Below are 23,043 nucleotides of genomic sequence, written 5' to 3'. Positions count from 1 at the left end.
CGGCTCAGCGCCGGTCGCGCCGGACCCGGCGGCGTACCTGGAGCATCCGCAGCGTGGCGGCCAGGATCGCGATCACCATGCCGGCGGCAGCGGCGATCAGCAGGGCGGCGGCGAGTGGTGCCGATCCGTTCCAGCCGAAGTACGACACCTGCACCGACTGGGTGTTCTGCACGATGAAGACCACGAGCAGGACGAGGAGTACGGCGGCCGCGACGACCGCGAGCCAGACGCCGCTCGTGCGCGACCCGCGCAGGGGGTCGCGCCCGGGCGGCGCGTCGGCCGGGGTCTCAGGTCCTGCGGTTCCCGGCTCGGTGGACACGGGATCGGTCGGCTCGCTCATGCTCCCCGGTGCCCGACGGCACCGGGGAGCACACGCTCCAGGGGTCAGGCGACGGCGGCGGAGAGCCGCTCGAACTCCTCGTCGCTCAGCTGCAGCCCGGCGGCGGCGGTGTTCGACTCCAGGTGGGCGACCCGCGACGTGCCGGGGATCGGCAGCATCACCGGGGAGCGCCGCAGCAGCCACGCCAGCGCCAGCTGCGACGGCGTCGCGCCGTGCTCGCGGGCCGCGTCGGCCAGCGGGCCGTCGTCCTTCGACAGCGCGCCGGTCGCGAGCGGGAACCACGGGATGAAGCCGATGCCCTCCGCCTCGCAGTGGTCGAGCAGGGCCTCGGCCGAGCGGTCGGCGAGGTTGTAGAGGTTCTGCACCGAGACGATCGGCGCGACCTTCTGGGCCGCCTGCAGCTGCTCGACGTCGACCTCGGAGAGTCCGAGGTGGCGGATCTTGCCCTCCTGCCGGAGCGCGTCGAGCTCGCCGACCTGGTCCTCCAGCGGCACGGTCGCGTCGATGCGGTGCAGCTGGAACAGGTCGATGCGCTCCAGACCGAGCCGGCGCAGGCTGGTCTCCACCTGCTGGCGCAGGTACTCCGGGCGCCCGCAGGGGATCCAGACGTCAGGTCCGGTCCGCAGCAGGCCGGCCTTCGTCGCGACGACCACGTCGTCGGCGTACGGGTGCAGCGCCTCGCGGATGACCTCCTCGGAGTAGAACGGGCCGTAGGAGTCGGCGGTGTCGATGAAGGTGATGCCCAGCTCGACCGCCCGGCGCAGGACGGCGACGGCCTCGGCGTGGTCGCGCGGCGGACCCCACACGCCGGGACCGGTCAGCTGCATCGCGCCGTACCCGAGACGGACGACGGGCAGGTCGCCACCCAGGCGGAAGGTGCCGCTGGCGGCGGCGAGGTTGTCGGTGGAAGTGGTGGTCACTCAGATCTCCTGTTCGGAGCGGTCGCCCGCCCAGAGGGTGTGGAAGGTGCCGTCGCGGTCGACCCGACGATAGGTGTGCGCCCCGAAGTCGTCGCGGAGGGCCTGGATCAGGGCGGCGGGCAGGCGCTCGCGGCGCAGCCCGTCGAAGTACGACAGCGAGGAGCCGAACGCCGGCACGGGTACGCCGCCGCGGGCTGCGGTCGCGACCACCTCGCGCCAGGCGTCGACCCCGTCCTTCACCGCGTCGGCGAAGTACGCCGTGGTCAGCAGGGTGGTGAGGTCGGGCTCGTCGGCGTACGCGTCCTTGATCCGGTCCAGGAACTGCGCGCGGATGATGCAGCCGCCGCGCCAGATGGTCGCGATCGACCCGAGGTCGATGTCCCAGCCGTGCTCCTCGGCGCCGGCGGCGATCTGGTCGAAGCCCTGGGCGTAGGCGACCACCTTGGAGGCGTAGAGCGCGGCCCGCACCTGGTCGACGAAGGTGTCGCGGTCGACCTCGACGCGCTGCTCGTCGGGGTCGGTGGTGAAGACCTGTCGCGCCGCCGCGCGCTGCTCGGCGTGGCCGGAGAGGCTGCGCGCGAAGGTCGCCTCGGCGATGCCGGTCACGGGTACGCCGAGGTCGAGCGCGCTCTGCACGGTCCAGCGACCCGTGCCCTTCTGCTCGGCCTCGTCGACGACGACGTCGACGAACGGCTGCCCGCCCGCGTCGGTGTGGCGCAGCACGTCGGCGGTCATCTCGATGAGGAACGACTCCAGGTCGCCGCGGTTCCACTCCTCGAAGACGTCCGCGATCCCGGCCGGGTCGAGACCGGCGATGCTGCGCAGCAGGTCGTACGCCTCGGCGATGAGCTGCATGTCGGCGTACTCGATGCCGTTGTGCACCATCTTCACGAAGTGGCCGGCCGCGTCCGGGCCGACGTGCGTGGCGCAGGGCGTCCCGTCGACCTGCGCGGCGATCGAGGTGACGATCGGACCGAGCCGCTCGTAGGCGTGGTCGGAGCCGCCGACCATGATCGAGGGGCCGTTGAGGGCGCCCTCCTCGCCGCCGGAGACGCCCATCCCGACGAAGTGCAGGCCGCGCTCGCTCAGCGCCTGCTCGCGGCGGAGGGTGTCGGCGAAGTGCGCGTTGCCGGCGTCGACGACGATGTCGCCCTCGTCGAGCAGCGGGACCAGCTCGTCGATGACGGCGTCGGTCGCCTCGCCGGCCTTCACCATCACGATGATCGCGCGTGGCTTCTCGATGCTCCGGACGAAGTCCTCGAGCGACTCGCTCGGCACGAAGGTCCCCTCGTCGCCGAACTCCTCGACGAGGGCCTGCGTCCGCGCCGCGGTGCGGTTGTGGATGGCGACGGTGTGGCCGTGCCGAGCGATGTTGCGCGCCAGGTTGCGCCCCATCACCGCGAGGCCGGTCAGTCCGATGGTTGCGGTCGGTTGCCCCATGGGTCCAGACAACTACGGCGGGCCAAATGGTCGTCCCGGGGTGTGTCGCTTCATCACGGTATGCAGACCAGCTGACACCTCCCACGGTGGGTACGCCGAGGTAGGCGCAGGCTCGTCTGCATACCGTGATGAACCTGCACCCCCGAGACACCCCCTCAGAACACGTTCAGCGGCCGGAACTGCACCGAGATCCGCGGACCCGCGTGCGCGACCTTGGGTACGGCGTGCTCCCAGGTGCGCTGGCAGGACCCGCCCATCACGACCAGGTCGCCGTGCGCCATCTCGACCACCACGCCGTCCCCGCCGTTGCGCGGCCGCAGGTGCAGCTTGCGGGGGTCTCCGAGCGACACGATGGCGACCATCGTGTCGTGGCTCCTGCCGCGGCCGATGGTGTCGCCGTGCCAGGCGACGCTGTCGCGGCCGTCGCGGTAGTAGCAGCACCCGGCGGTGCGGAACGGCTCGCCGAGCTCGGGGAGGTAGTGCGCGCTGAGCGCGTCGCGCGCCTCCTCCAGCACGGGGTGGGGGAGCGGGTCGCCGATCATGTAGGTGTGCACGAGGCGGGGGACGTCGACGACGCGGTCGTACATCTGGCGGCGCTCGGCGCGCCACGGGACGTCGGCGACCAGCCGCGCGAACACGTCGTCGGCCTCGGGCACCCAGGCGCGCAGGACGTCGACCCAGGCGCCGCGGGTCAGCGCGCGGCGCTCGATGCCGGAGAGGTCGGCGACCCCGGCGGAGGCCGCCTGGAACAGCGAGCTCTGGAAGTCCATGCGCCTCATGCTATCGAACAGACTTTCGATCCGCGAGTGTGAAGATCCGGGAACCTTCGGGGTCGATCCGGTGGCGCACTGTCGGTGCGACACGGGAGCATCTGCACATGAGCGCCACGCCCGAGACCTCGACGATCGCCTGCCGGGTCCGCAACCTCACCAAGACCTACGGCACCGGACAGGCCGAGGTGCGGGCCCTCGACGACGTCACGGTCGACATCCACGACGGCGAGTTCACCGCGGTGATGGGGCCGAGCGGCTCGGGCAAGTCCACGCTCATGCACTGCCTGGCGGCCCTCGACCGGCCCGACGGCGGCCAGGTCTTCGTCGGCGACCAGGAGCTCAGCGCCCTCGACGACAAGGCCCTGACGAGGCTGCGGCGCGACGAGATCGGCTTCGTCTTCCAGTCGTTCAACCTGGTGCCGACGTTGAGCGCCGAGGAGAACCTCCTGCTCCCGCTGGCCATCGCGGGCCGCAAGCCCGACCCGGAGTGGTACGCCGCCATCGTCGACACCGTCGGCATCCGGGACCGGCTGCGGCACAAGCCCAACGAGCTCTCGGGCGGCCAGCAGCAGCGGGTGGCGGTCGCGCGGGCGCTGGTCAGCCGCCCGCAGATCGTCTTCGCCGACGAGCCGACCGGCAACCTCGACTCGCACTCCGGGGCCGAGGTGCTCGACCTGCTCCGCCGCAGCGCCGACGCGGGCCAGACCATCGTGATGGTGACCCACGACCCGGTCGCGGCCTCGTACACCGACCGGGTGCTCTTCCTCGCCGACGGCCGGGTCGTCGACGAGCTCCGCTCGCCGACCCGCGAGCAGGTCCTCGAGATCATGACCCGGATGACCGCCTGATGCTCCGCGCCGCCCTCAAGAGCCTGCTCGGGCGCAAGGTGCGCCTGCTCATGAGCACCTTCGCCATCGTGCTCGGCGTCGCGTTCGTCGCCGGGACGCTGGTCTTCTCCGACACCCTGAGCCGCAGCTTCACGGCCCTGTTCGCCTCGACGGTTGGGGACGTCGTCGTCCGTCCCGAGGGCGCGATGACCGCCATGGGCGACTTGTCCACGCAGACGGTGCCCGCGAGCCTCGTCGACCGGTTGGCGCAGGTCGACGGTGCCGCACGTGCGGACGGCAACGTCTCGGCGACGAACGTCGTCGTGCTGGACACCGACGACAAGGTCGTCGGCGGCTTCGGGCCGCCGTCGCTCGGCTCGAACTGGACCGGCGCGCCCGCCGGCCACGACCTGGCGGGTCTGGTCATCACCGAGGGGCGCGCGCCCGCCGGGCCGACCGAGGTGGTGCTCGACGACAGCACGGCCGAGAAGGCCGGCTACGCGCTCGGAGACGCCGTCTCGCTGAACACCGCGGGTGCCGTCGCGACCCTCGAGCCGACCCTGGTCGGGATCGCCGGCTTCCCGGAGGGCGGCTCGCTGAACGGCGCGACGCTCGCGGTCTTCGACACCGCGACCGCGCAGGACCTCTTCCTCGCCGGGGCGGACGCGTACTCCGACCTCTGGGTGACCGCCGAGGACGGCGTGTCCCAGGAGGAGCTGCGCGACCGGGTCGAGTCGGAGCTACCGGACGGCCTGGAGGCGGTGACCGGCGACGAGGCCGCCGACGAGGCGGCCTCCGACCTGCTCGAGGCGATCTCGTTCCTGACGACCTTCCTGCTGGTCTTCGCCGGCATCGCGCTGGTCGTCGGCGCCTTCCTGATCGTCAACACCTTCTCGATCCTGGTCGCCCAGCGCAGCCGTGAGCTCGCGCTGCTGCGTGCCCTGGGGGCCTCCAAGCGGCAGGTGCTCGGCTCGGTGCAGCTCGAGGCGCTGGTGCTCGGGCTGCTCGGTGCGACGCTCGGCCTGGGCCTCGGCGTACTGCTGGCGATGGTGCTGCGCGCCCTGTTCGCCCAGATCGGCCTCGACCTGTCCGGCCAGCCGCTGATCTTCGCGCCGCGCACCGTCGTGGCGTCGTACGCCATCGGGGTGCTGGTCACGATGGCCGCCGCGCTGCTCCCCGCGCTGCGCACCACCCGGATCGCGCCGGTGCAGGCGCTCCGCGACGACGTCGTGCTGCCGGAGTCGTCCATCCAGCGCCGGCTGCAGGTCGGCGTCGTGCTGGTCGTCCTCGGTGCGGTGTCGCTCTTCGCCGGGCTGGGGGACGTCGTCGAGGTGCCGCACGGCGGCTGGTTCGTCGGCGCCGGCGTACTCGCGATCCTGCTCGGCGTCGCCGCGGCCAGCCCGGTCATCAGCCGCCCGTTCCTCGCCCTGGCCCGCTTCGTCTTCGCCCGGCTGTTCGGCACGGTCGGCAACCTCGCCGGCCAGAACTCCCTGCGCAACCCGCGGCGTACGACGGCGACGGCCTCCGCGCTCATGATCGGCCTCGCCCTGGCCTGCACGATGGCGATCGTCGGTGACTCGGCCAAGGCCTCGGTCGACAAGTCCATCGAGGAGAACTTCGTCGGCGACTACGTCGTGAGCAACGTCGTCGCCGGGTCCTTCTCGCCCGAGGTCGCCGAGCGGCTCGCCGCGGTCGACGGCGTCGACCAGGTGGTGCGCCAGCGCTACACCGGCGGCCTGATCGACGGCTCGCCGCAGGGCCTGGTCGGCATCGACCCCGACGGCGTCGAGTTCCTCGAGCTGCGCTCGGCGGCCGGCGACGTCACGGCCCTGCGCGACGACACCGTGCTGCTGCAGGAGACGTACGCCGACGACGAGGGCCTCGAGGTCGGCGACGACCTGGAGATCGAGATGCCCACCGGTGACCAGAGCTGGGAGGTCGTCGGCATCTACGAGGACAACCCGGTGCTGTTCTTCCCGGTCGTCACCACGGTCGACACCCTGCTGGCGACGGGCGCGCAGGACAAGGACAACGCGCTGATCATCGACGCCGACGAGTCCGCGACCGGCGTCGGGCAGCGGCTGGAGGACGCGATCGCCGACCTGCCGATCGTCACCGTCAAGAACCAGGCCGAGTTCGCGGAGGAGCAGCGCGAGCCGATCGACCAGTTCGTGCTCCTGATCTTCGCGCTGCTCGCCCTGGCCCTGGTGATCGCCGTGCTCGGCATCGTCAACACCCTGGCTCTCTCCGTCATCGAGCGCACCCGCGAGGTCGGGCTGCTGCGTGCCATCGGGCTCTCACGCCGCCAGCTGCGCTGGATGATCACCCTCGAGTCGGTCGTGATCTCGGTGCTCGGGGCGGTGCTGGGCGTGCTGCTGGGCGTGTTCTTCGGCATCGTGCTGATGTACGCCCTGCGCGACGAGGGGCTGGAGGTGATCAGCGTGCCGGCCGGCCAGCTGGCGATCTTCCTGGCCCTCTCGGTGGCCATCGGCGTGCTCGCCGCGGTGCTCCCCGCACGCCGCGCGGCGCGTCTCGACGTCCTGCGGGCCATCGCGACGGAGTAGGGATGTGGCCGCCGTCGCGCGGCCAGATCAGCGATTCGGCTGACGGAAGGTGTCTAGTCCATCTACCCTCCCGCTTGTGGAGGAAGTACTCGTACCGGATGGGCGGTCGCTCAAGCACGTCCAGGTGCGGGAGTACGTCCGGTCCCTGGTGACGGGCAGTGCCCCCGGGTCGCCCGCCCCGTCGGAGCGCGAGCTGGTGCACCGTTTCGGCGTCGCCCGGATGACGGTGCGCCAGGCGATGGACGCCCTGGTCGTCGAGGGACTGCTGGAGCGGATCCCCGGCCGTGGCACCTTCGTCGCGCGCCCGCGGCGTACCGCCAGCCGGATCACCAGCTACACCGAGGAGATGGCGCGGCGCGGCATGCTCGCCGAGTCGCAGACCCTCCTCGCGCGCCGTGAGCAGGCCGGTCCCGGTGTCGCCCGCGCGCTCAGCCTCACCGAGGGCGACGCGGTCATCCACTGGCGCCGGCTGCGCCGCGCCGACGGCGTACCGATGTGCCTGGAGGACGCGTACCTCAACGAGGTGCTGCTGCCCGGGTTCCTGCAGGGCGGCATGCCGACCAGCCTGTACGACGCCCTCGAGTCGCGCGGGCTGCGGCCTTCGTGGGCCGAGGACTCCATCAACGCCGACGGCGCCACTCCGGAGGAGTGCTCGCTGCTCGAGATCGAGCCGGGCGCCGCGGTCCTGAGGCACTCGCGACGGGCGGTCTCCGGCGACAAGATCGTCGAGGTCTCGCGCACGGTCTACCGCGCGGACCGGTTCACCCTGTGGGTGCAGCTCGGCCAGGACGGCTGAGCGACCGCCGTCTAGAGCCGACCGAGGGCCGCGACCGGCTCGCCGGTGTCCTCGCACACCCAGACCGGATCCGGACCGCCGAGGTCGGGCTGGATGTAGAGGGTGTGCACCGGCCCCTCCTCGCAGATCGAGCACACCGGCCAGCGACCGGACGACTCGAAGAGCGCGTCCTGGACGTCCTGGGCGACCAGCCCGGCGACGTACACCTCGCCCTCGGGCCACTGCTCGGCCCACCACTTCCGGGCCGAGACGGCGTCCTCGAGGGCACTGACGGCGGCGGCGGTCGCCTGCCCGCGGGCCGACAGGTCAGCGAGCACCCGAGCCCGCGCATCGAACAGCAGCGCGTTGTCCACAGGCCCATTGTGCTCGGGTTTCAAAGGGCGGCCGGGCCGGGCACGCGTCGGGCGCCGGCCGCGACGGGTGGCCGCGGGTCTCGGGAGGTCAGGATGGGCGTGTACGACGCGGGCGGAGAGCTGTTCGTCGAGCAGTGGGTGGATCTGCGGCGGCTGCCGCTGGTGATGGACGACGTGGCGGAGCAGGCCGAGCGGATCGTGGCGCACGCGACGACCTGGGTGGCCGACCGATCCGGGTTCGAGCCGAGTCCCGTGTGCCTGCTCCGTCCGCTGGCCGGCGCGATGGACGTGATCGCGGCGGCGTTCGAGGCGCTGGGGGAGGAGTTCGCCGAGTCGTGGGCGGGCGTCCGGGCGGGGGTCGTGCTCGCCGAGCGCGAGCTCGCCGCCTCGGAGGAGCGCGCCGTCGAGGCGAGCGCCGCGATCGCCCGCGCCCTGATCGGGGTGGCCTGATGCCGCTGCCCACCCTGGACCCCATCCCGCTGGACGCCCCCGAGAAGGGGGAGGCCCAGCTCGCGCACGACACGACCTTCACGGCCTGGGACGGCGCGTTCACCAGCATGCGCGACGTCGTGAACCAGGGCATCGACGCCCTCAACCAGGTCGGCGCCGGGCTGCCGCGGCTGCCCGAGGAGAGCCTGGAGACGTTGCTGATCCTGCCCCTCACCGGCGACTACGCGGCGATCCGGCGCAACGCGAACGCCTGCGGCGACGTGCGCGACGCGCTGCACACCTGGGGCGACAACATCCTGCGGATCTCGCTCGGCGTCGGTCCCGGCTGGAGCGGGCAGGCCGCCGCGGCGTACCTGCTCCGCGTCAACGCCTTCGGCCTGGCCGCCCGGGCGGTCGGCGAGACGGTCGGGCTCGGGGCCGCCGTGTTCGACCAGATCGCCCGGGTCTCCGAGCGGATCGGGATCCAGGTCGAGCGACTGGTCGTCGAGCTCGGCAAGACGCTGGCCCGGCTCGGTCGGCGGCTGCTGTCGAAGGTCGCCGGTCCGGCCGGCTGGGCGGCGTTCGCCGGGGAGCTGCTGCTGAAGGGACTGGTCGCCGTCACCGACATCATCGACGACGTACGACGGGTGCTGGAGCTGATCGAGGCGCTCCGGGACCTGCGCGATGTGGTGACCACCTGGGTCGGCGAGCAGCGGGAGCGCCTGGAGCTCTTCCGCGAGCTGCCTTCCCTGCTGCGGTCGTGAGCGACCTCGACGGCGCCCTGGACCGCGCCGCGGTCGTCACCGAGCGAGCCGCGGACGCGTCACGCCGGTCTCCCGTCGACCCCGCCATCCGCGTCGCGCTCGCCGAGGCGGCAGCCGCGCCGGAGGCGACCGGCGAGCGCGCGATCGCCGAACGGGTCCGCCTCGGCCTGCTCGACTGGGACGACCTCTGGCGCGGCCCGCAGGGCCTCGGCCCCGAGGGCGTGCGCCTGGTCCAGCGCGCCCTGGTCGTCGCGGCCCGTGAGATCGAGCGCGAGGCCCCCTGACCGACCGCCGACCCGTCACTTTCTCGGCATTTTCCGCGGTGTGTCGACGCAGGATCGACGGCTCGGCGAACGCCGTACGCCGTCCGCTCGTCGCCGGTCGTCCGGTCGTCGTTCGCGGCGGATTCACGTCCGGTTCTCCGACGGCCACGACAGTGCAGGAGCCCTGATGGACAGCGCCGACTCGGGCCGGCCGTACCCGTAGAGGACCTCACTTCGTGCCATCGCGCCACCGCACCCTGCGTCCTGCCCTGCTCAGCACCCTCGTCGCCGGCGCCGTCGGGCTGGTCCCGCTCGTGGTCGCCCTGGCCCCGCCGGCGTCGGCCGCCGCCACGGACGTCCGGATCAACGAGATCATCACCAACAGCTCGACGGTCGCGGACTCCATCGAGCTGACCAACGTCGGCACCGCACCGGTCGACGTGTCGGGCTGGATCGTCAAGGACGACAACGACACCCGGACCCTGGCGATCGCCACGGGATCCGTGGTCGCGCCCGGGGGCTTCCTGACGGTGACCGTGGACGGGGTGCCGGGCGGCTTCGGCCTCGGCAACGGCGACGCGGCGCGGGTCTTCCTCCCCGACGGTACGACGCTGGTCGACGGCCACACCTTCCCCAGTCACTCCAGCCCGTCCTGGTCCCGGTGCCCCGACGGCACCGGCGAGTTCGTCCAGGCCGTCGCCGAGACGCTGGGCGCGGCCAACAGCTGCACGACCCCGGACACCGCGGTGCGGATCAACGAGGTCGAGTCCAACCATGACACCACCGACTGGGTCGAGATCGTCAACACCGGCAGGGGACCGGTCGACGTGTCGGGCTGGATCGTCCGCGACGACAAGGACGCCTCGGCCGCCACCGTGCCCGCCGGCACCGCACTCGCCGCGGGCGCCTTCCTCGCGATCGACACCGACGTCGCCGTCGGCTCGACCAACTTCGGCCTGGGCGGTGCCGACCAGGCGCGGCTGTTCTCCGACGACGGTACGACGCTGATCGACTCCCACTCGTGGAGCGCCCACGCGTCCACGACGTACGGCCGCTGTCCCGACGGCGTCGGCGACTTCACGACGACCCTGGCGGCCACCAAGGCGGCGGCCAACAGCTGCCCGGTCCCGGCCGGGGCGGACGCCCTCGAGATCAACGAGGTCAAGTCCAACCCCAACCCCGACTTCGTCGAGGTGCGCAACGTCAGCGACTCGCTGGTCGACGTCGCGGACTTCTGGGTCGCCGACTCCACGGCGAGCCCGGTGCGGATCACGACCGAGTCCACGCCGCTGCAGCCCGGCCAGCTCTTCGCGTTCGACCCGGACGCCATCCCGGGCGGCTTCGGCCTCGGCGCCTCCGACCAGGTCACGATCCTGCTGTCGGACAAGACGACGGTCGTCGACTCGTACTCCTGGACCAGCCACCGGCTCCCGTCGTACGGCCGGTGCCCCGACGCCGAGGGTCTGGTCGAGAACGCCGCCCCGAGCCCCGGCGCGGAGAACGTCTGCCAGCCGGTACGCCTCAACGAGATCGAGTCCAGCGGCGGCACCCCCGGTGACTGGATCGAGCTGGTCAACGTGACCGACGCCCCCGTCGACGTGTCGGGGTGGGTCCTGAAGGACGACGACGACAACCACGCCCACGCGCTCGCCGCCGGGACGACGATCGCCGCGGGCGGCTACCTCGTGGTCGAGGAGGCGGCGCTCGGCTTCGGCCTGGGCCAGCCCGACGCCGCCCGGCTGTTCCGCGCCGACGGCACCACCCTGGTCGACTCCTACGCGTGGACCACGCACGCGACGACGACGTACGGCCGCTGCGCCGACGGCGCCGGCGACCTCGTGACCACCCGGACGCCCACCAAGGGGGCGGCGAACGACTGCCCGCCGCCGTACTTCGGCGTCGACACCGAGCCGTGGCCGGGTAGCCAGGACGTCACCGAGTCCGACGCGCCGAACGCGTTCGTGTCCGACGTCAGCGCCGGTGACGTCAGCGGTCTCGCCTTCGACCCGACCGAGCCCGGCGTGCTGTGGGCGATCAAGAACAAGAACCGGCTCTTCAAGCTGACCAAGGTCGCGGGCCTGTGGACGCCGCTCACCACGGACGGCTGGGCCGGCGGCAAGGAGCTGCGGTTCGCGAACGGCGCGGGCGAGCCCGACACCGAGGGCGTCACCGTCGGCCCCGACGGCGCGATCTACGCGACCTCCGAGCGCGACAACGTCAGCAGCAGCGTGCCGCGCAACACGGTGCTGCGCTACGACCCGGCCGCGCCCGGGCCGCTGACCGCCACCCACGAGTGGGACCTCACCGCAGACTTCCCCGAGCTGGCCGGCATCCCCGGCGGCTCGAACCTCGGCTTCGAGGGCCTGACCTGGGTCCCGGACAGCTACCTCGTCGCGAACGGCTTCGTCGACGAGAGCACCAGCGCGGCGTACCGGCCGGCCGACTACGCCGGTCACGGCACCGGGCTGTTCTTCCTCGCCCTGGAGAACGACGGCGCGCTGTACGCCTACGCGCTCGGCAGCGGTACGCCGCACCGGGTGGCCAAGGTCGCCAGCGGCTTCCCGCACGTCATGGACACCTCGTTCGACCCCGAGCGCCAGCAGATCTGGGCGGTCTGCGACGACACCTGCCAGGGTCAGGTCTCGGTGCTCCGGATCGGCGGCGACGGCCGGTTCGCGGTCCAGGGCGGCTACGACCGGCCGACCGGCATGCCGAACCTCAACAACGAGGGCTTCGCGATCGCCCCGCAGGCCACCTGCGCGAACGGCGTCAAGGAGGTCGTCTGGGCCGACGACACCGGGACCGGCGGCCACTCGCTGCGTTCCGCCACGCTGCCGTGCACTCCGCCCGTGGCCCCGCCCGCGCAGCCCGTCGCCGCGCGGGTCACGGCCGGCGACGCGTCCGTCGTCTACGGCCGTGGTGCCCGGGTCACGGTGCAGGTCGCGGCCGCAGGTGTGGTGCCCAGCGGCACGGTCGCCCTCACCGCCGGATCGGTCCCGATCGGCTCGGCTCGGCTGGCCGCGAACGGCACCGCCACGGTGACGGTTCCGCCCCGCGCGCTGGCGCCGCGGAGCACGCCGTACCCGATCAGCGTGCGGTACGCCGGCGACGCCGCCGTCCTCCCCGGCTCCGGGACCGCCCGCCTGACCGTCCGCAAGGGCGCCGTACGCCTGGCCGTCTCGGTGAAGCCGGGCAAGGTGCGGGCGAAGCGGACCCGGGCCACGGTCGCCGTACGTCTCGTCAACGCCGACGGCGTCCCCGTGACCGGCCGGGTCCGGGTCTCGGGGCCGGGCGTGAAGGCGCGCACGGTCGCGGTGTCCGGTGGCCGCGCGACCCTGCGTCTCCCCGCCTTCGCCCGGCCGGGGACCCGCAAGCTCGTCGTGGCGTACGCCGGGAGCCCGCTCCTGGAGGCGAAGCGCACGACGGTCCGGCTCCGGGTCGTCCGCCGCTGACCCTCGCCCGCCGACCCGTCACTTTCTCGGGGTTTTCTGCGGTGTGTCGTCGCAGGATCGACGGTTCGGTGGGCGGCGTACGACGTCCGCTCGGCGAACCGTCAGTCCTGACGCGACACGCCGCGAAAGTCGCCGAGAAAGTGACGGGTCGGCGAGCGGGGGCGCCCTAGCATCGGGACATGGGCGAGGTGCTCCTCGAGGTGACGGCGCTGCACGAGCGTGACGTCCCGGGCGCCTGCGAGGGTGGGGCCGACCGGCTGCACCTGGTCGCGGGGAGTCCCGACGAGCCGACCTCGCCCGAGCCGGCGCTGGTCTCGGCGGTGGCCCGGGCCAGCGACGTACCCGTCTTCGTGCTGCTGCGGCTCAACGACTCCTGGACCACGACCGGCGGCGAGCTCGCGCGGCTGCTCGGGCTCGCGCACGACTACCTCGGCGCGGGAGCCGCGGGACTCTCGTGGGGGTTCCTCGACAGCGGGCTCGACGTTGACGCCGAGGTATGCGCGCACCTCGCCGAACGGCTGCCGAACGTGCCGTGGACCTTCCACGAGGCGTTCGACCACGCTCTGGAGCCTGAGCGCTCCTGGAGGCGGGTCCTTGATCTGCCGGGGCTCGTGGCGGTCCGCTCGGCGGGTTCGCCGCGCGGCATGGAGGTCGGCGGCGAGGACCTGCTCGCCACCGCCGAGTCCGACCCCGCCGTCGCGCGGCTGCTGATGCCCGGCGGGGGACTGCTCGCCGAGCACGTGCCGTGGCTGGTCCGGGCCGGCGTACGGCAGTTCCACGTGGACCTGCAGACGCGGCCGGGCGCGTCGTACCGCTCGTACGTCGACGCGGGCCACGTCCGCTCCTGGCGGCGGCTGCTCGACGACTCGCTGCAGCGCATCTGAGACCCTGTCGGGGAGATGACGATCCTCATCGACCCGCCGAACGTGCCCGCGCACGGTCGCTTCTGGTCCCACCTCGCCAGCGACGAGTCGTACGACGAGCTGCACGCCTTCGCCCGCTCCCTCGGCATCCCCGAGCGCGGCTTCGACCGCGACCACTACGACGTCCCGTCGGAGTGGTACGACGACGTGCTCGCCGCCGGCGCGACCGCGGTGACCTCCCGCGAGCTGGTCGCCCGGCTGATCGCCGCGGGTCTGCGACGCCGCAAGCAGGCCCGACCGCGCTGATCCGCGGTCAACTTCTGCCGACTCGACGCGCAAGTTCTGCCGACTCGGCGGTGGGTCAGAAGTGGGTCAGGGGTGGGTGAGCTCGGTGAGCTCGCGCTCGAGGTTGGCGCGGGCGGCGGCCTCCCAGTGCTCGCGCGCGTACGCCGTGTGGAAGAGGTGCTCCTTCTCGGCGAGGCTCTCCAGCACCTGCGCGCGTCCGTCGCGGAAGACGTCGTCGTCGAGGTGGGCGTACTCGCGGCGTACGGCGGCGGTGTACGCCGCGTACCGGTCGCCGGGCGCAGCCAGGATCGCCAGGTCGGCGTCCGAGAGGGCGCAGCCGTTGGGGTCGTCGTCGGTCGGTCGGTGGGTCTCGGTCAGCCGGACCAGCCGGGCGACCTCCTCGACCACCTCGGCGGGAGCCAGGCCCGGCAGGGCGTCCTCGGCCCACGTCGCGGAGCGCTCCTCGGCGTCGCGCTCGCCGTCGTACACCGCGTCGTGGAACCACGCGGCGAGCACGACAGGCGCGGCGTCGTACGGCGTCCCGGCGGCCGCGAGCTCGTCCAGCCGGTTCAGCACCTCGGTCAGGTGTCGGGTGTCGTGGTAGCCGCGCGACTCGTCGGCGTACGCCGCGAGCAGCTGGTCACGCAGGTCGATCGATCCGGAAAGGGGCCATCTGTCACCGAGGTCCACCCGCCTATCTAAGCAAGAGAGCGCTACGGTGACTCGAAACGAGAACCTGTTGCAGAAATGGGAAGAACATGGCAGCGAGCAACGAGCGCATCCGCGAGGTCGTCGAGCAGTACGTCACCCTGGTCGGCACCGGTACGTCGGCGCAGGTCCTCGACCTGTACGCCGAGGGCGCCACGGTCGAGGACCCGGTCGGCACGGACGTGTTGAAGACCCGGGAGCAGATCGCGGCGTTCTACGCGACCCTCGACGACCTCGACCAGGAGACCCGGCTGGTCGAGGTGCGGATCGCGGGTGGAGAGGCGGCGTTCCACTTCGAGATCGTGACCAAGGTCGGCGACGCCCGCTACGTGCTGGCGCCGTTCGACGTGATGACCTTCGACGACGACGGCAAGATCACATCGATGCGCGCCTTCTGGGGCGACGCCGACATGGTGGTGCAGTAGCGCGGACCCGCGGCTCAGACCCGCATGGCCGGCAGGGTCAGCGCGGTGGCGGAGCCGAAGTCGACCGCGGCGGGGCGGGTACGCCGGGTCCGCCGCGGGCCGGCGTTGCGGGGCAGGGCCAGGTCGCCGAGGTCGTGCCAGCTGCCGTCCGTGACGTCGAGTCCACCGCGGTGCAGGCGCAGGTGGTCGTTGCTCGCCGGCGCGGGCCGGACCACCAGCTGCAGGTCCGACATGGTCGTCAGCGCCTCGAACGCGAAGTGTCCGCCGGCCCCGGTCCGCGTCCGGCCGACCAGGCGGCCGTCCGCGTCGAGCAGGCGGACCTGGGCGCCGGCCAGCGGCGTCGCGGCGTCGGCGCCGTCGACCACGCGGCCCTGGAGCACGCCCGTCGGGGCGGCGGTCTCGACGGCCCGGCCCGCGGCCGAGCGCCGGGTCTCGCGGGTCAGGCGCTGGTCGAGCTCGGAGACGTAACCGGACCGGACCACCACGGCGGTGGTGTTCGACGTGAACCGGGTCGGGTCGGACTCCGGACGCTCGTCGGTGACCTCGACGAAGTAACGGCCGGCCGGGAGGCGCAGGGACCAGGTGCCGGCGTACGACCGTTTGCGGCCGAGGCAGCGGCCGTCCACGGCGTACCACCGGATCTGGACGACGCACGGTCCGGGGGCGTGGATCCTGCCCCGGATGCATCCTGGCTGCGCTGCGTTCATGGCCCTCTCCCGAAATCGTGCCGACGGGCGCCGTCGGCCCGATGGGACGAACCTAGGAAGCGGGCATCAAGACTGCGTGCGCGATTTCGTCAGGTCTCGCGCAAGAAAGCCACAAGGGCGGATCAGGCGGGCAGGCAGGTCGCCGGCTGGCCGGAGGCCGTGGAGCGTTGCAGCAGCACCGGCTGCGGCAGCGAAGTTTGGCGGCCGGTGGTGATTGACAGTCCGCCCCTATCGCCTCGCGTGAACAGGCAGTAGCTGCTTCGGGTGGTCATCCAGCCGCCGCTGTTGGCCTTCGGCAGTGCTACGACGGCCAACCCCGACTGGGTGGTGAGCTGGCCACCGAAACGGAAGCCTCCGGAGCCGTTCGCGACAGTGCTACCCACCTGGCGGCCGGTCTTGTCGAACAGCAGCACCTGGGCGTCCGCGAGGCCGTAGGTCTGGTCCGACCCGTCGACGACGCGTCCCGTGATCGACCCGCCGCGCTTCGTCCACACGAACCGCGAGGCCAGGTCGGCGCGGCCGGAGCGGACGTTGGCGCCCTGGATCGGGCCGGTGCGGGGCAGCCAGTCGCCGTTGCCGGGAGCGACGAGCCGGTAGCGGCCCGGGTAGAGACCTCGGAAGGTGACCTTCCCGCCGCGGGCCGTCGCGGTCCACCACTGACCGGTCTTGCGGCTGACCGCGGTCACCGCGAACTTGCCGGTGGCCCGGCTGCCGTCGGCGTAGAAGAGGTCGACCAGCAGGCTGCCGCCCTTCTTGGTCAGCCGGATCGACAGGTTCTTGGCCTTCCCGCGCTTGATCCGGCCGGCGTACGTGCTCTTGCCGACGTAGGTGCTGCGGCGGTCGTAGGTGAACACGGAGTACTTGCCGGTGGGCAGGCCGCCGATCGCGAACTGGCCCTTGCCGTTGGCCTTGGTCTCGTAGGACTGCTCGTAGGTGTTCGCGGCGACGACCCGCGCCCCCTTGCCGGCCTTGCCGGCGACCTTGACGGTGCCGGTGATCGCGGCGCCGCGCCTCATCCGCACGTCCTTCTGCACCGTGCGGTCCCCGACGCGCACCGCGATGTCGGCGGGGGCGTACTTGGTGACGTCGTACGCCGGGCGCTGGTCGACGAACTGCAGGCGGTAGCTCCCCGGGGCCAGGCTCAGCGTGTAGATGCCGTTGCGGACGCGCTTCTCACCCAGGTAGGTCCAGTTGCGGGTGAACCAGCGGACCTTGATCCGCCCCACCTCGTCGCCCGGACCGGTGACCTGTCCGCGCACCTCGTAGGTGCGCGCGGCCGCCTCGGCCGGAGCCGTCGCGCCGACGGCGAGCAGCAGCGAGGCGAGCAGTCCGACGACGAGGGCCAGGGCGAGGCCGGTGCGACGGGTGGTGATGGTCCCCATGTGGCGAGCTCCGAGAGGGCAGTCGGGTCTGGTCGTTCCTCATCGTAGGCGGGTGCCCCGACAGTCCCTTCAAGACCGACGCAGGGTTCGATCAAGAATCGGCGACGGGTCGGCCGGGCCGCATCGCCCACCGGATGGTGCCGGTGGCGGCGACGCCGAGCGCGCGCACGACGGTGCGCTCCGAGACCGGCAGCCACGGCAGCCGCAGCGGCGGGCGGGTCCAGGCCGGCATCAGGCCGACCGCGGCCGCCACCAGGACGGCGTACGGCGCCCGCGCGGCCAGCGGCAGCGGCGGGTGTACCAGGACGTAGCGGACCGCCTCGCGGGCCTCCGGCGTCCCGCGGAGCTCGGGGCGGTACGACGCGACCGCCTCCCGCAGCTCGTCCTCCGTGGTCGGCGGGTCGAGGACGCCGAGCCGGCGGGCGACCTCGGCCGTCTGGGCGACGTACTCGTCACGCTCCGCGCCCCGCAGCGGCTCCTTGCCGTACACAGTGTGCGCCCGCAGGAAGCTGTCGATCTCGGCGACGTGCACCCAGCGCAGCAGGTGCGGGTCGGAGGCGGCGTACGGCGTGCCGTCGGGCATCGTGCCGGTGACCCGCTCGTGGATGCGGCGGACGACAGCGATGGAGCGCTCGACGTCCTCGACGTGGCCGAAGGTCGTGGTCGCGATGAACGTGCTGGTGCGGGCGAGCCGGCCCCACATGTCGCCGCGGTAGCCCGAGTGCTCGGCGACGCCGCGCATCGCCGCCGGGTGCAGGGTCTGCAGGAGCAGGGCGCGGATGCCGCCGACGAACATCGAGGCGTCGCCGTGGACGCGGGTGACCGGGCTGCCCGGCTCGTAGAGGCGCGGGCCGGGCCGACCGTGGATCCGGTCCCGCTCGCGGGCGCCGTCGGGTCCCGCGACCCGGTCGAAGAGGGCCGCGCCGAGCCGCCCGCGGACGTCGATCACGCCTCGACCCTACGGCGCACGTGGTCAGAGGCCGAGGGTGTTGGCGGTGTCCTCGACCAGCGCGGCGAAGAGCGCGTCGGCCGGCTCGAAGCCGCCGACGAAGTGGCCGTTGAGCTCGAGGGTGAGGGCGCCGACGAGGTGCGCGAACGCCTCGACCAGCGCCAGCGTCGCGCTCGGAGGGAGATCGAGCTCGAGGGCCGCGGCGGTGGTGCGCAGCTGCTCGGCGAGCGGGCGGGCGAGCGAGCGGCGTACGGCAGGGAACCCGTCGGCGACCACGGGTGCACCCAGGGCGCGGACGACGCGCGCCGCGGGCACGATGGTGTCGGCAGGGGCGGCGTACCCGGGGATCGCCGAGCCGTAGATGAGGGCGAACCGGTGCGGTGCCGCGACCGCCCACGCCCGCAGGGCCAGGCACGTGTCGACCCAGCGGCCGCGGGCTCCTCGCCGGGTGTCGCCCGCCGTCTCGAGGGCGTCGGCGAGGTCGTCGTACGCGTCGAGGATGAGCGCGGTGATGAGGTCGTCGCGGCTCGCGTAGTAGCGGTAGATCGCGCTCGAGACGAGGTTCAGCTCCCGCGCGATCGCGCGCAGCGAGAGCGACGCGGCCCCCTCCGTCGCGAGCTGACGCAGGGCGAGCTCCTTGATCCGCTCGATGTTCTGCGCCTTGGCGAGCTGTCGCGGGGTGAGGGTCTCGGGCATGACCCGAGCATGCCAGACGAGAGAGCGGCAGTCACATAAGAGAGCACCGCTCTTGCATTTTCGGAGAGCACCTGTCACTGTTCAGGAACCAGTGAGCGGTGCTCACTCAAATCGCTCTCGAAAGGAGCCGTCATGAAGACCACCCGCGCTGCCTTCGTCGTGGCCGGCCTCGCCCTCGCCGCCTACCCCGTCCTGCGTCCCTGGGGCTCGGAGGTCGGGCAGGAGGGTGCCGAGACCTTCGGGTCGACGGCCTGGCTGGTCTCGCACGCGCTCGGGATGCTGGGCTTCGTCGCTCTCGCCTTCGGTCTGAGAGCCGCCGCGGCCGCCGGTCCCGCCTGGCACGGAGTGATGCCGCTGCGCCGCGTGGAGACCCGGGCCTGGGTGGCGGTGGCTCTGCTGCTGCCCTACTACGGCGCCGAGGCGTACGGCCTGCACGCGCTGGGCCGTCACGTCGGCGAGACCGGCGACCTCGGCGCCCTCGAGATCGCCGACGCGTTCCGCTACGCACCGTTCGAGATGACGACGTTCGCGCTGGGCCTGGGCGCCCTCGCGCTGGTGGGCGGCAACCTGGTGCTGGGGCACTGGCGCGACGGGGGCGCGGCGCGGTGGGGCGGCGTGCTCGCCGGGCTGGGGCTGCTGACCTACCTGCCCCAGTTCTTCGGTCCCGCCGAGCTGCGGGTCGCGCACGGCGTCGTCCTCGGCGCCGGACTGCTGATGGTCGCCGTCACGCTCCGGCCCGGCCACCGTGACGAGGTGACCGGACCGGAGGCGACTCAGTCGCCCTTGACGTTGACCAGCTGACGCAGGACGTGGCGGACCTCGACCAGGTCCGCAGCGTCGGCCATCACCCGGTCGATGTCCTTGTACGCCGCGGGGATCTCGTCGATGAACGCGTCGGTGTCGCGGTACTCGATGCCGGCCATCGCCTCCCGGAGCTGCTCCCGGTTGAAGGTCCGACGGGCCTTGGACCGGGAGTACTCCCGTCCCGCACCGTGCGGGGCGGAGTTCAGCGCCTCGGCGTTCCCGCGGCCGACCACGACGTACGACGCGGTCCCCATCGAGCCGGGGATCAGCCCCGGCCGCCCGGCGCTCGCGTCGATCGCACCCTTGCGGGAGAGCCACACGTCCTCGCCGTAGTGGTGCTCCTGCTCGGTGTAGTTGTGGTGGCAGTTGATCTCCTCCCGCCGCTCCACCGGGCCGCCGACCCACTCCTCGAACTGGCGCACCAGCCGGTCCATCATCTCCTCGCGGTTGAGCAGCGCGTAGTGCTGCGCCCAACGCATCTCGCGGATGTAGGCGTCGAACTCCGGCGTCCCCTCCTCCAGCCAGGCCAGGTCCCGGTCGGGCAGGTCCTCGCCCTCGCGCAGCCGCCGAGCGACGGCGATGTGGTGCTGGGCGATCCGGTTGCCGACGCCCCGCGAGCCGCTGTGCAGGAAGAGCCAGATCCGGCCCTTCTCGTCTTGGGACACCTCGATGAAGTGGTTGCCCGAGCCGAGGGTGCCGAGCTGCAGCTCCCAGCGCTTGGCGTACGACGCGGGCTCGAACCCGGCCTCCTCCGCCCGGCGGGTCAGCTCGGCCAGCCGCTCGCGGGTGTGCTCGCGGCTGACCTTCCGGTTGCTGCCGCCGGCCGAGAGCGGGATCGCCCGCTCGATCGCCTCGCGCAGCGGCCGCCGCTCGGCGGGGAGCTGGGCGGCGTCGTACTGGGTGCGGACGGCGATCATCCCGCAGCCGATGTCGACGCCGACGGCGGCCGGCATGATCGCGCCGAGCGTGGGGATGACCGATCCGACGGTCGCTCCCAGGCCCACGTGGGCGTCGGGCATCAGCGCCAGGTGCGGGTGGATGAAGGGCATCGTGGCTGCCGTCATCGCCTGCCGGCGGGTGCCGTCCTCGAGGATCGAAGCCCAGCTGATGAGCTTCGCAGTGATGTGCTCCATGGTCCTTTCCTTCTTAGGTGGTCGCCGGCCCGTTGGCCGGCGACCACCGAAGGTAGGTGCCCCGAAACTGCTTGCTCGATCTGTTTTCCGTGTGCTGTCCGGGCTAGCCGACCCGGACCTTCTTGCCGACCTTGAGCGTGTCGGTCTGGGTCACCGACCGCTTGCTGCCCCGGCGCAGCGCCTCGTCGAAGGTCATCGTCGAGTTCTCGTCGAGCGACATCAAGTCCCCGCGGGCGTACCCGGCGCCCGCGCGCACCCAGGTCGGCGAGCCGAGGCAGGTGCGCGGAATCGTGATCGTGATCCGGTCGCGGCGGTTGTCGTACGACGCCCGCTTGCCGCGACAGGGCAGCTCCTCGGTCTCATCGGCGGTGTCGACGAGGCTGAAGACCCGCAGGTCGGCGGAGCGCAGGACGGTCGCCTGGTAGTCGTTCGTCGGCGTGACGAGGCGGCCGAGCGTCATGGCGGAGCCGCCCCGGAGGTCGCGCAGGCTCAGGGTGAGGGTGACCTTCCGCGCGGAGTGGCGGACGCCGAACCGGGTGATGTCGGAGGTTCGGTCGGCCGGGTCGGCGGTGGCCACGGCGTCGCTCATCGACGCTCGGAACACGTCCCCGCGGGCGTCGCGGTGCGTCCAGCTGCCCGCGTGGGCGGTGCCGGCCGTGGCGAGGAGGGTCAGGGTGGTGGTGACCAGGGCGACCGTCGTGGTCAGGGAGCGTCTCATCCGACCCGGACCTTCTTCCCGACCTTGAGGGGAGCCTCCGAGTTGGCGGCACGCTTGCTGCCGCGGCGCAGGGCCTCGTCGAAGGCCAGCGACGCGTTCTCGTCGGACGAGAACGCGTTGCCCCGTGCGTACCCCGCGCCTGCACGCACCCAGGTGGGCGAGCCGAGGCACGTACGCGGGATGGTGATCCTGATCCGGTCACGACGGGTGTCGTACGACGCCCGTTTGCCGCGGCACGTCAGCTCCTCGGACTCGGCGGCGGTGTCCACCAGGCTGAACATCCGCAGGTCGGAGGAGCGCAGGATGGCGAGCTCGTACTCGTTCTGCGGCGTCACGACGCGGCTGACCAGCATGCTGTCGCCGCTCCGGAGATCGCGCAGGCTCAGGGTGAGGGTGACCTTCCGTGTGGAGTGGCGGACGCTGAACCGGGTGATGTCGGCGGTCCGGTCGGCCGGGTCGGCGGTGGCCACCGCGTCATCGCTCATCGACGACCGGAACACGTCGCCGCGGGCGTCGCGGTGCGTCCAGCTGCCCGCGTGGGCGGTGCCGGCCGTGGCGAGGAGGGTCAGGGTCGTGGTGACCATGGCGACCGTCGTGGTCAGGGAGCGCCTCATCCGACCCGGACCTTCTTCCCGACCTTGAGCATGTTGATGCCGTTGACGGAACGCTTGCTGCCTCGACGAAGCGCGTCGTCGGTCGTGAGATTGTCGCCCTCTCCCATCAGGTCGCCTCGAACGAGGACGGCGCCGGCCCGCACCCACGCCGGGGACTGGAGACAGGTGCGGGGGATCGCCACTCGGATCCGGTCACGCCGGCTGTCGAAGGTGGCCTTCTTGCCGCGGCACTTCACGCTGAACTCATCCTCGTCGACGGCGAGGTTGGAGATGCTGAACATCCGCATTCCGGGGCTGCGCATCAGGTTGACCAGGTAGTCGCCATCCGGCGTCACGATCCGGCTGGTCAGGACGGTGTCACCACCCTGCACGTCCCGGACCTTCAGCGTCACGGTCACCTTCCCGCGGCTGTGGTTCACGCTGATGCGGGTGATGTCGGTGGCCTTGTCGGACGGGTCCTTCTCCACCTCGCCGACCTCGGCGAGGGACACGCGCATCACGTCGCCCCTGGCGTCCTTGTGGGACCACGAAGCGGCGTGGGCCGACCCTGCGGTGACCACCGGTGTCGCGATCAGGGTGAGGGCGGTCAGGAGCGTGGCGGCGCGAGTACGCCGTCGCGAGGTGAGAAGCACGTGGTTCCCTTCGGAGCTGGTCGAACTCGAAGGTTAAGTAACCGTGCTGACCACCGCTGGCGAACGCCCGAATGACCGGGAATCGGTACGAATGTCCAGTCCAGCCCAGGTCGTGGACAGGGGCGGCGGCATGTTCTACGGCCGCAATTGCGGCCGTAGAACATGCCGATCCGCCGCCAGCCTGCACAACGGCCGCAATTGCAGCC

25 protein-coding genes are annotated in these 23,043 nt (G+C 72.3%); 11 read left to right on the top strand and 14 right to left on the bottom strand.

Features of this window, described 5'->3' with window-relative positions:
* Positions 1-4: 4 nt before the first annotated feature.
* The 4 genes from VMF51_RS18655 to VMF51_RS18640 form a co-directional block, all read right to left on the bottom strand.
* A complete protein-coding gene (locus tag VMF51_RS18655; protein WP_325475966.1) occupies positions 5-340 on the bottom strand; it encodes a lipopolysaccharide assembly protein LapA domain-containing protein in 336 nt (111 codons plus the stop codon).
* A gap of 44 nt (positions 341-384) precedes the next feature.
* Positions 385-1,260, bottom strand: coding sequence for an aldo/keto reductase (locus VMF51_RS18650; RefSeq protein ID WP_325475965.1), 876 nt, complete (start codon positions 1,258-1,260; stop codon positions 385-387).
* The gene (gndA, locus tag VMF51_RS18645) at positions 1,261-2,700 is read right to left on the bottom strand and encodes an NADP-dependent phosphogluconate dehydrogenase (protein ID WP_325475964.1); all 1,440 of its coding nucleotides are present in this window, start codon (positions 2,698-2,700) and stop codon (positions 1,261-1,263) included.
* Between the two features lie 155 nt (positions 2,701-2,855).
* Positions 2,856-3,470 carry an alpha-ketoglutarate-dependent dioxygenase AlkB gene (locus VMF51_RS18640; RefSeq protein ID WP_325475963.1) on the bottom strand — a complete coding sequence of 205 codons (615 nt, stop codon included), beginning with the start codon at positions 3,468-3,470 and terminating at the stop codon, positions 2,856-2,858.
* Between the two features lie 107 nt (positions 3,471-3,577).
* On the opposite strand from VMF51_RS18640, the gene VMF51_RS18635 reads away from it, so the two are divergent.
* The 3 genes from VMF51_RS18635 to VMF51_RS18625 all read left to right on the top strand — a co-directional run bounded on the left by VMF51_RS18635 (position 3,578) and on the right by VMF51_RS18625 (position 7,660).
* Positions 3,578-4,321, top strand: a complete 744-nt coding sequence (locus VMF51_RS18635) for an ABC transporter ATP-binding protein (protein ID WP_325475962.1) — start codon at positions 3,578-3,580, stop codon at positions 4,319-4,321.
* Positions 4,321-6,864 (top strand): ABC transporter permease, encoded by a 2,544-nt coding sequence (locus VMF51_RS18630; protein ID WP_325475961.1) that lies wholly within the window; start codon positions 4,321-4,323, stop codon positions 6,862-6,864. Before VMF51_RS18635 ends, VMF51_RS18630 begins: the two co-directional genes overlap by 1 nt.
* 76 nt (positions 6,865-6,940) lie before the next feature.
* Positions 6,941-7,660 carry a GntR family transcriptional regulator gene (locus tag VMF51_RS18625; RefSeq protein WP_325475960.1) on the top strand — a complete coding sequence of 240 codons (720 nt, stop codon included), beginning with the start codon at positions 6,941-6,943 and terminating at the stop codon, positions 7,658-7,660.
* An 11-nt stretch (positions 7,661-7,671) separates the two neighbouring features.
* On the opposite strand, the gene VMF51_RS18620 is transcribed toward VMF51_RS18625, so the two are convergent.
* Positions 7,672-8,013 (bottom strand): hypothetical protein, encoded by a 342-nt coding sequence (locus VMF51_RS18620; protein ID WP_325475959.1) that lies wholly within the window; start codon positions 8,011-8,013, stop codon positions 7,672-7,674.
* Between the two features lie 93 nt (positions 8,014-8,106).
* On the opposite strand from VMF51_RS18620, the gene VMF51_RS18615 reads away from it, so the two are divergent.
* The 6 genes from VMF51_RS18615 (at position 8,107) to VMF51_RS18590 (ending at position 14,090) form a co-directional block, all read left to right on the top strand.
* Entirely contained in the window at positions 8,107-8,463 is a 357-nt protein-coding gene (locus tag VMF51_RS18615) for a hypothetical protein (protein WP_325475958.1), read from the top strand.
* Positions 8,463-9,206 (top strand): hypothetical protein, encoded by a 744-nt coding sequence (locus tag VMF51_RS18610; RefSeq protein WP_325475957.1) that lies wholly within the window; start codon positions 8,463-8,465, stop codon positions 9,204-9,206. Before VMF51_RS18615 ends, VMF51_RS18610 begins: the two co-directional genes overlap by 1 nt.
* Positions 9,203-9,490, top strand: coding sequence for a hypothetical protein (locus VMF51_RS18605; protein WP_325475956.1), 288 nt, complete (start codon positions 9,203-9,205; stop codon positions 9,488-9,490). The genes VMF51_RS18610 and VMF51_RS18605 overlap by 4 nt, the downstream gene beginning before the upstream one ends.
* Positions 9,491-9,705: 215 nt before the next feature.
* Complete coding sequence (locus VMF51_RS18600; protein ID WP_325475955.1) at positions 9,706-12,921, top strand: lamin tail domain-containing protein; 3,216 nt, start codon at positions 9,706-9,708, stop codon at positions 12,919-12,921.
* Between the two features lie 179 nt (positions 12,922-13,100).
* Complete coding sequence (locus VMF51_RS18595) at positions 13,101-13,805, top strand: copper homeostasis protein CutC (protein WP_325475954.1); 705 nt, start codon at positions 13,101-13,103, stop codon at positions 13,803-13,805.
* Positions 13,806-13,820: 15 nt separating this feature from the next.
* Positions 13,821-14,090 (top strand): DUF4031 domain-containing protein, encoded by a 270-nt coding sequence (locus tag VMF51_RS18590; RefSeq protein ID WP_325475953.1) that lies wholly within the window; start codon positions 13,821-13,823, stop codon positions 14,088-14,090.
* Between the two features lie 66 nt (positions 14,091-14,156).
* Here VMF51_RS18590 and VMF51_RS18585 read toward each other — a convergent pair whose 3' ends face one another.
* Positions 14,157-14,759 carry a hypothetical protein gene (locus VMF51_RS18585; RefSeq protein WP_325475952.1) on the bottom strand — a complete coding sequence of 201 codons (603 nt, stop codon included), beginning with the start codon at positions 14,757-14,759 and terminating at the stop codon, positions 14,157-14,159.
* A 68-nt stretch (positions 14,760-14,827) separates the two neighbouring features.
* On the opposite strand from VMF51_RS18585, the gene VMF51_RS18580 reads away from it, so the two are divergent.
* Complete coding sequence (locus VMF51_RS18580) at positions 14,828-15,202, top strand: nuclear transport factor 2 family protein (protein ID WP_325475951.1); 375 nt, start codon at positions 14,828-14,830, stop codon at positions 15,200-15,202.
* A 14-nt stretch (positions 15,203-15,216) separates the two neighbouring features.
* On the opposite strand, the gene VMF51_RS18575 is transcribed toward VMF51_RS18580, so the two are convergent.
* The 4 genes from VMF51_RS18575 to VMF51_RS18560 form a co-directional block, all read right to left on the bottom strand.
* Positions 15,217-15,909: a carboxypeptidase-like regulatory domain-containing protein gene (locus VMF51_RS18575; protein WP_325475950.1), complete on the bottom strand. Its 693-nt coding sequence runs from the start codon at positions 15,907-15,909 to the stop codon at positions 15,217-15,219.
* A 122-nt stretch (positions 15,910-16,031) separates the two neighbouring features.
* Complete coding sequence (locus VMF51_RS18570) at positions 16,032-17,291, bottom strand: carboxypeptidase-like regulatory domain-containing protein (protein WP_325475949.1); 1,260 nt, start codon at positions 17,289-17,291, stop codon at positions 16,032-16,034.
* Positions 17,292-17,382: 91 nt separating this feature from the next.
* On the bottom strand, positions 17,383-18,240 hold the full coding sequence (locus tag VMF51_RS18565) for an oxygenase MpaB family protein (protein WP_325475948.1): 858 nt from the start codon (positions 18,238-18,240) through the stop codon (positions 17,383-17,385).
* 24 nt (positions 18,241-18,264) lie between these two features.
* Positions 18,265-18,936, bottom strand: a complete 672-nt coding sequence (locus VMF51_RS18560) for a TetR/AcrR family transcriptional regulator (RefSeq protein ID WP_325475947.1) — start codon at positions 18,934-18,936, stop codon at positions 18,265-18,267.
* Positions 18,937-19,068: 132 nt separating this feature from the next.
* On the opposite strand from VMF51_RS18560, the gene VMF51_RS18555 reads away from it, so the two are divergent.
* Positions 19,069-19,737, top strand: a complete 669-nt coding sequence (locus VMF51_RS18555; RefSeq protein WP_325475946.1) for a hypothetical protein — start codon at positions 19,069-19,071, stop codon at positions 19,735-19,737.
* On the opposite strand, the gene VMF51_RS18550 is transcribed toward VMF51_RS18555, so the two are convergent.
* The 4 genes from VMF51_RS18550 to VMF51_RS18535 form a co-directional block, all read right to left on the bottom strand.
* Complete coding sequence (locus tag VMF51_RS18550) at positions 19,710-20,873, bottom strand: RtcB family protein (RefSeq protein WP_325475945.1); 1,164 nt, start codon at positions 20,871-20,873, stop codon at positions 19,710-19,712. The two genes, VMF51_RS18555 and VMF51_RS18550, sit on opposite strands and share 28 nt — an antisense overlap.
* 103 nt (positions 20,874-20,976) lie before the next feature.
* Positions 20,977-21,591 carry a hypothetical protein gene (locus VMF51_RS18545; RefSeq protein ID WP_325475944.1) on the bottom strand — a complete coding sequence of 205 codons (615 nt, stop codon included), beginning with the start codon at positions 21,589-21,591 and terminating at the stop codon, positions 20,977-20,979.
* Positions 21,588-22,205 carry a hypothetical protein gene (locus VMF51_RS18540; protein WP_325475943.1) on the bottom strand — a complete coding sequence of 206 codons (618 nt, stop codon included), beginning with the start codon at positions 22,203-22,205 and terminating at the stop codon, positions 21,588-21,590. The genes VMF51_RS18545 and VMF51_RS18540 overlap by 4 nt, the downstream gene beginning before the upstream one ends.
* A complete protein-coding gene (locus tag VMF51_RS18535; RefSeq protein WP_325475942.1) occupies positions 22,202-22,837 on the bottom strand; it encodes a hypothetical protein in 636 nt (211 codons plus the stop codon). Before VMF51_RS18535 ends, VMF51_RS18540 begins: the two co-directional genes overlap by 4 nt.
* Positions 22,838-23,043 lie beyond the last annotated feature (206 nt).

This window comes from Nocardioides sp., assembly GCF_035503875.1.
GTDB lineage: Bacteria > Actinomycetota > Actinomycetes > Propionibacteriales > Nocardioidaceae > Nocardioides.
The sequence above is the reverse complement of the archived record's forward strand: the minus strand, read 5'-3'. Positions and strand labels throughout refer to the sequence as shown.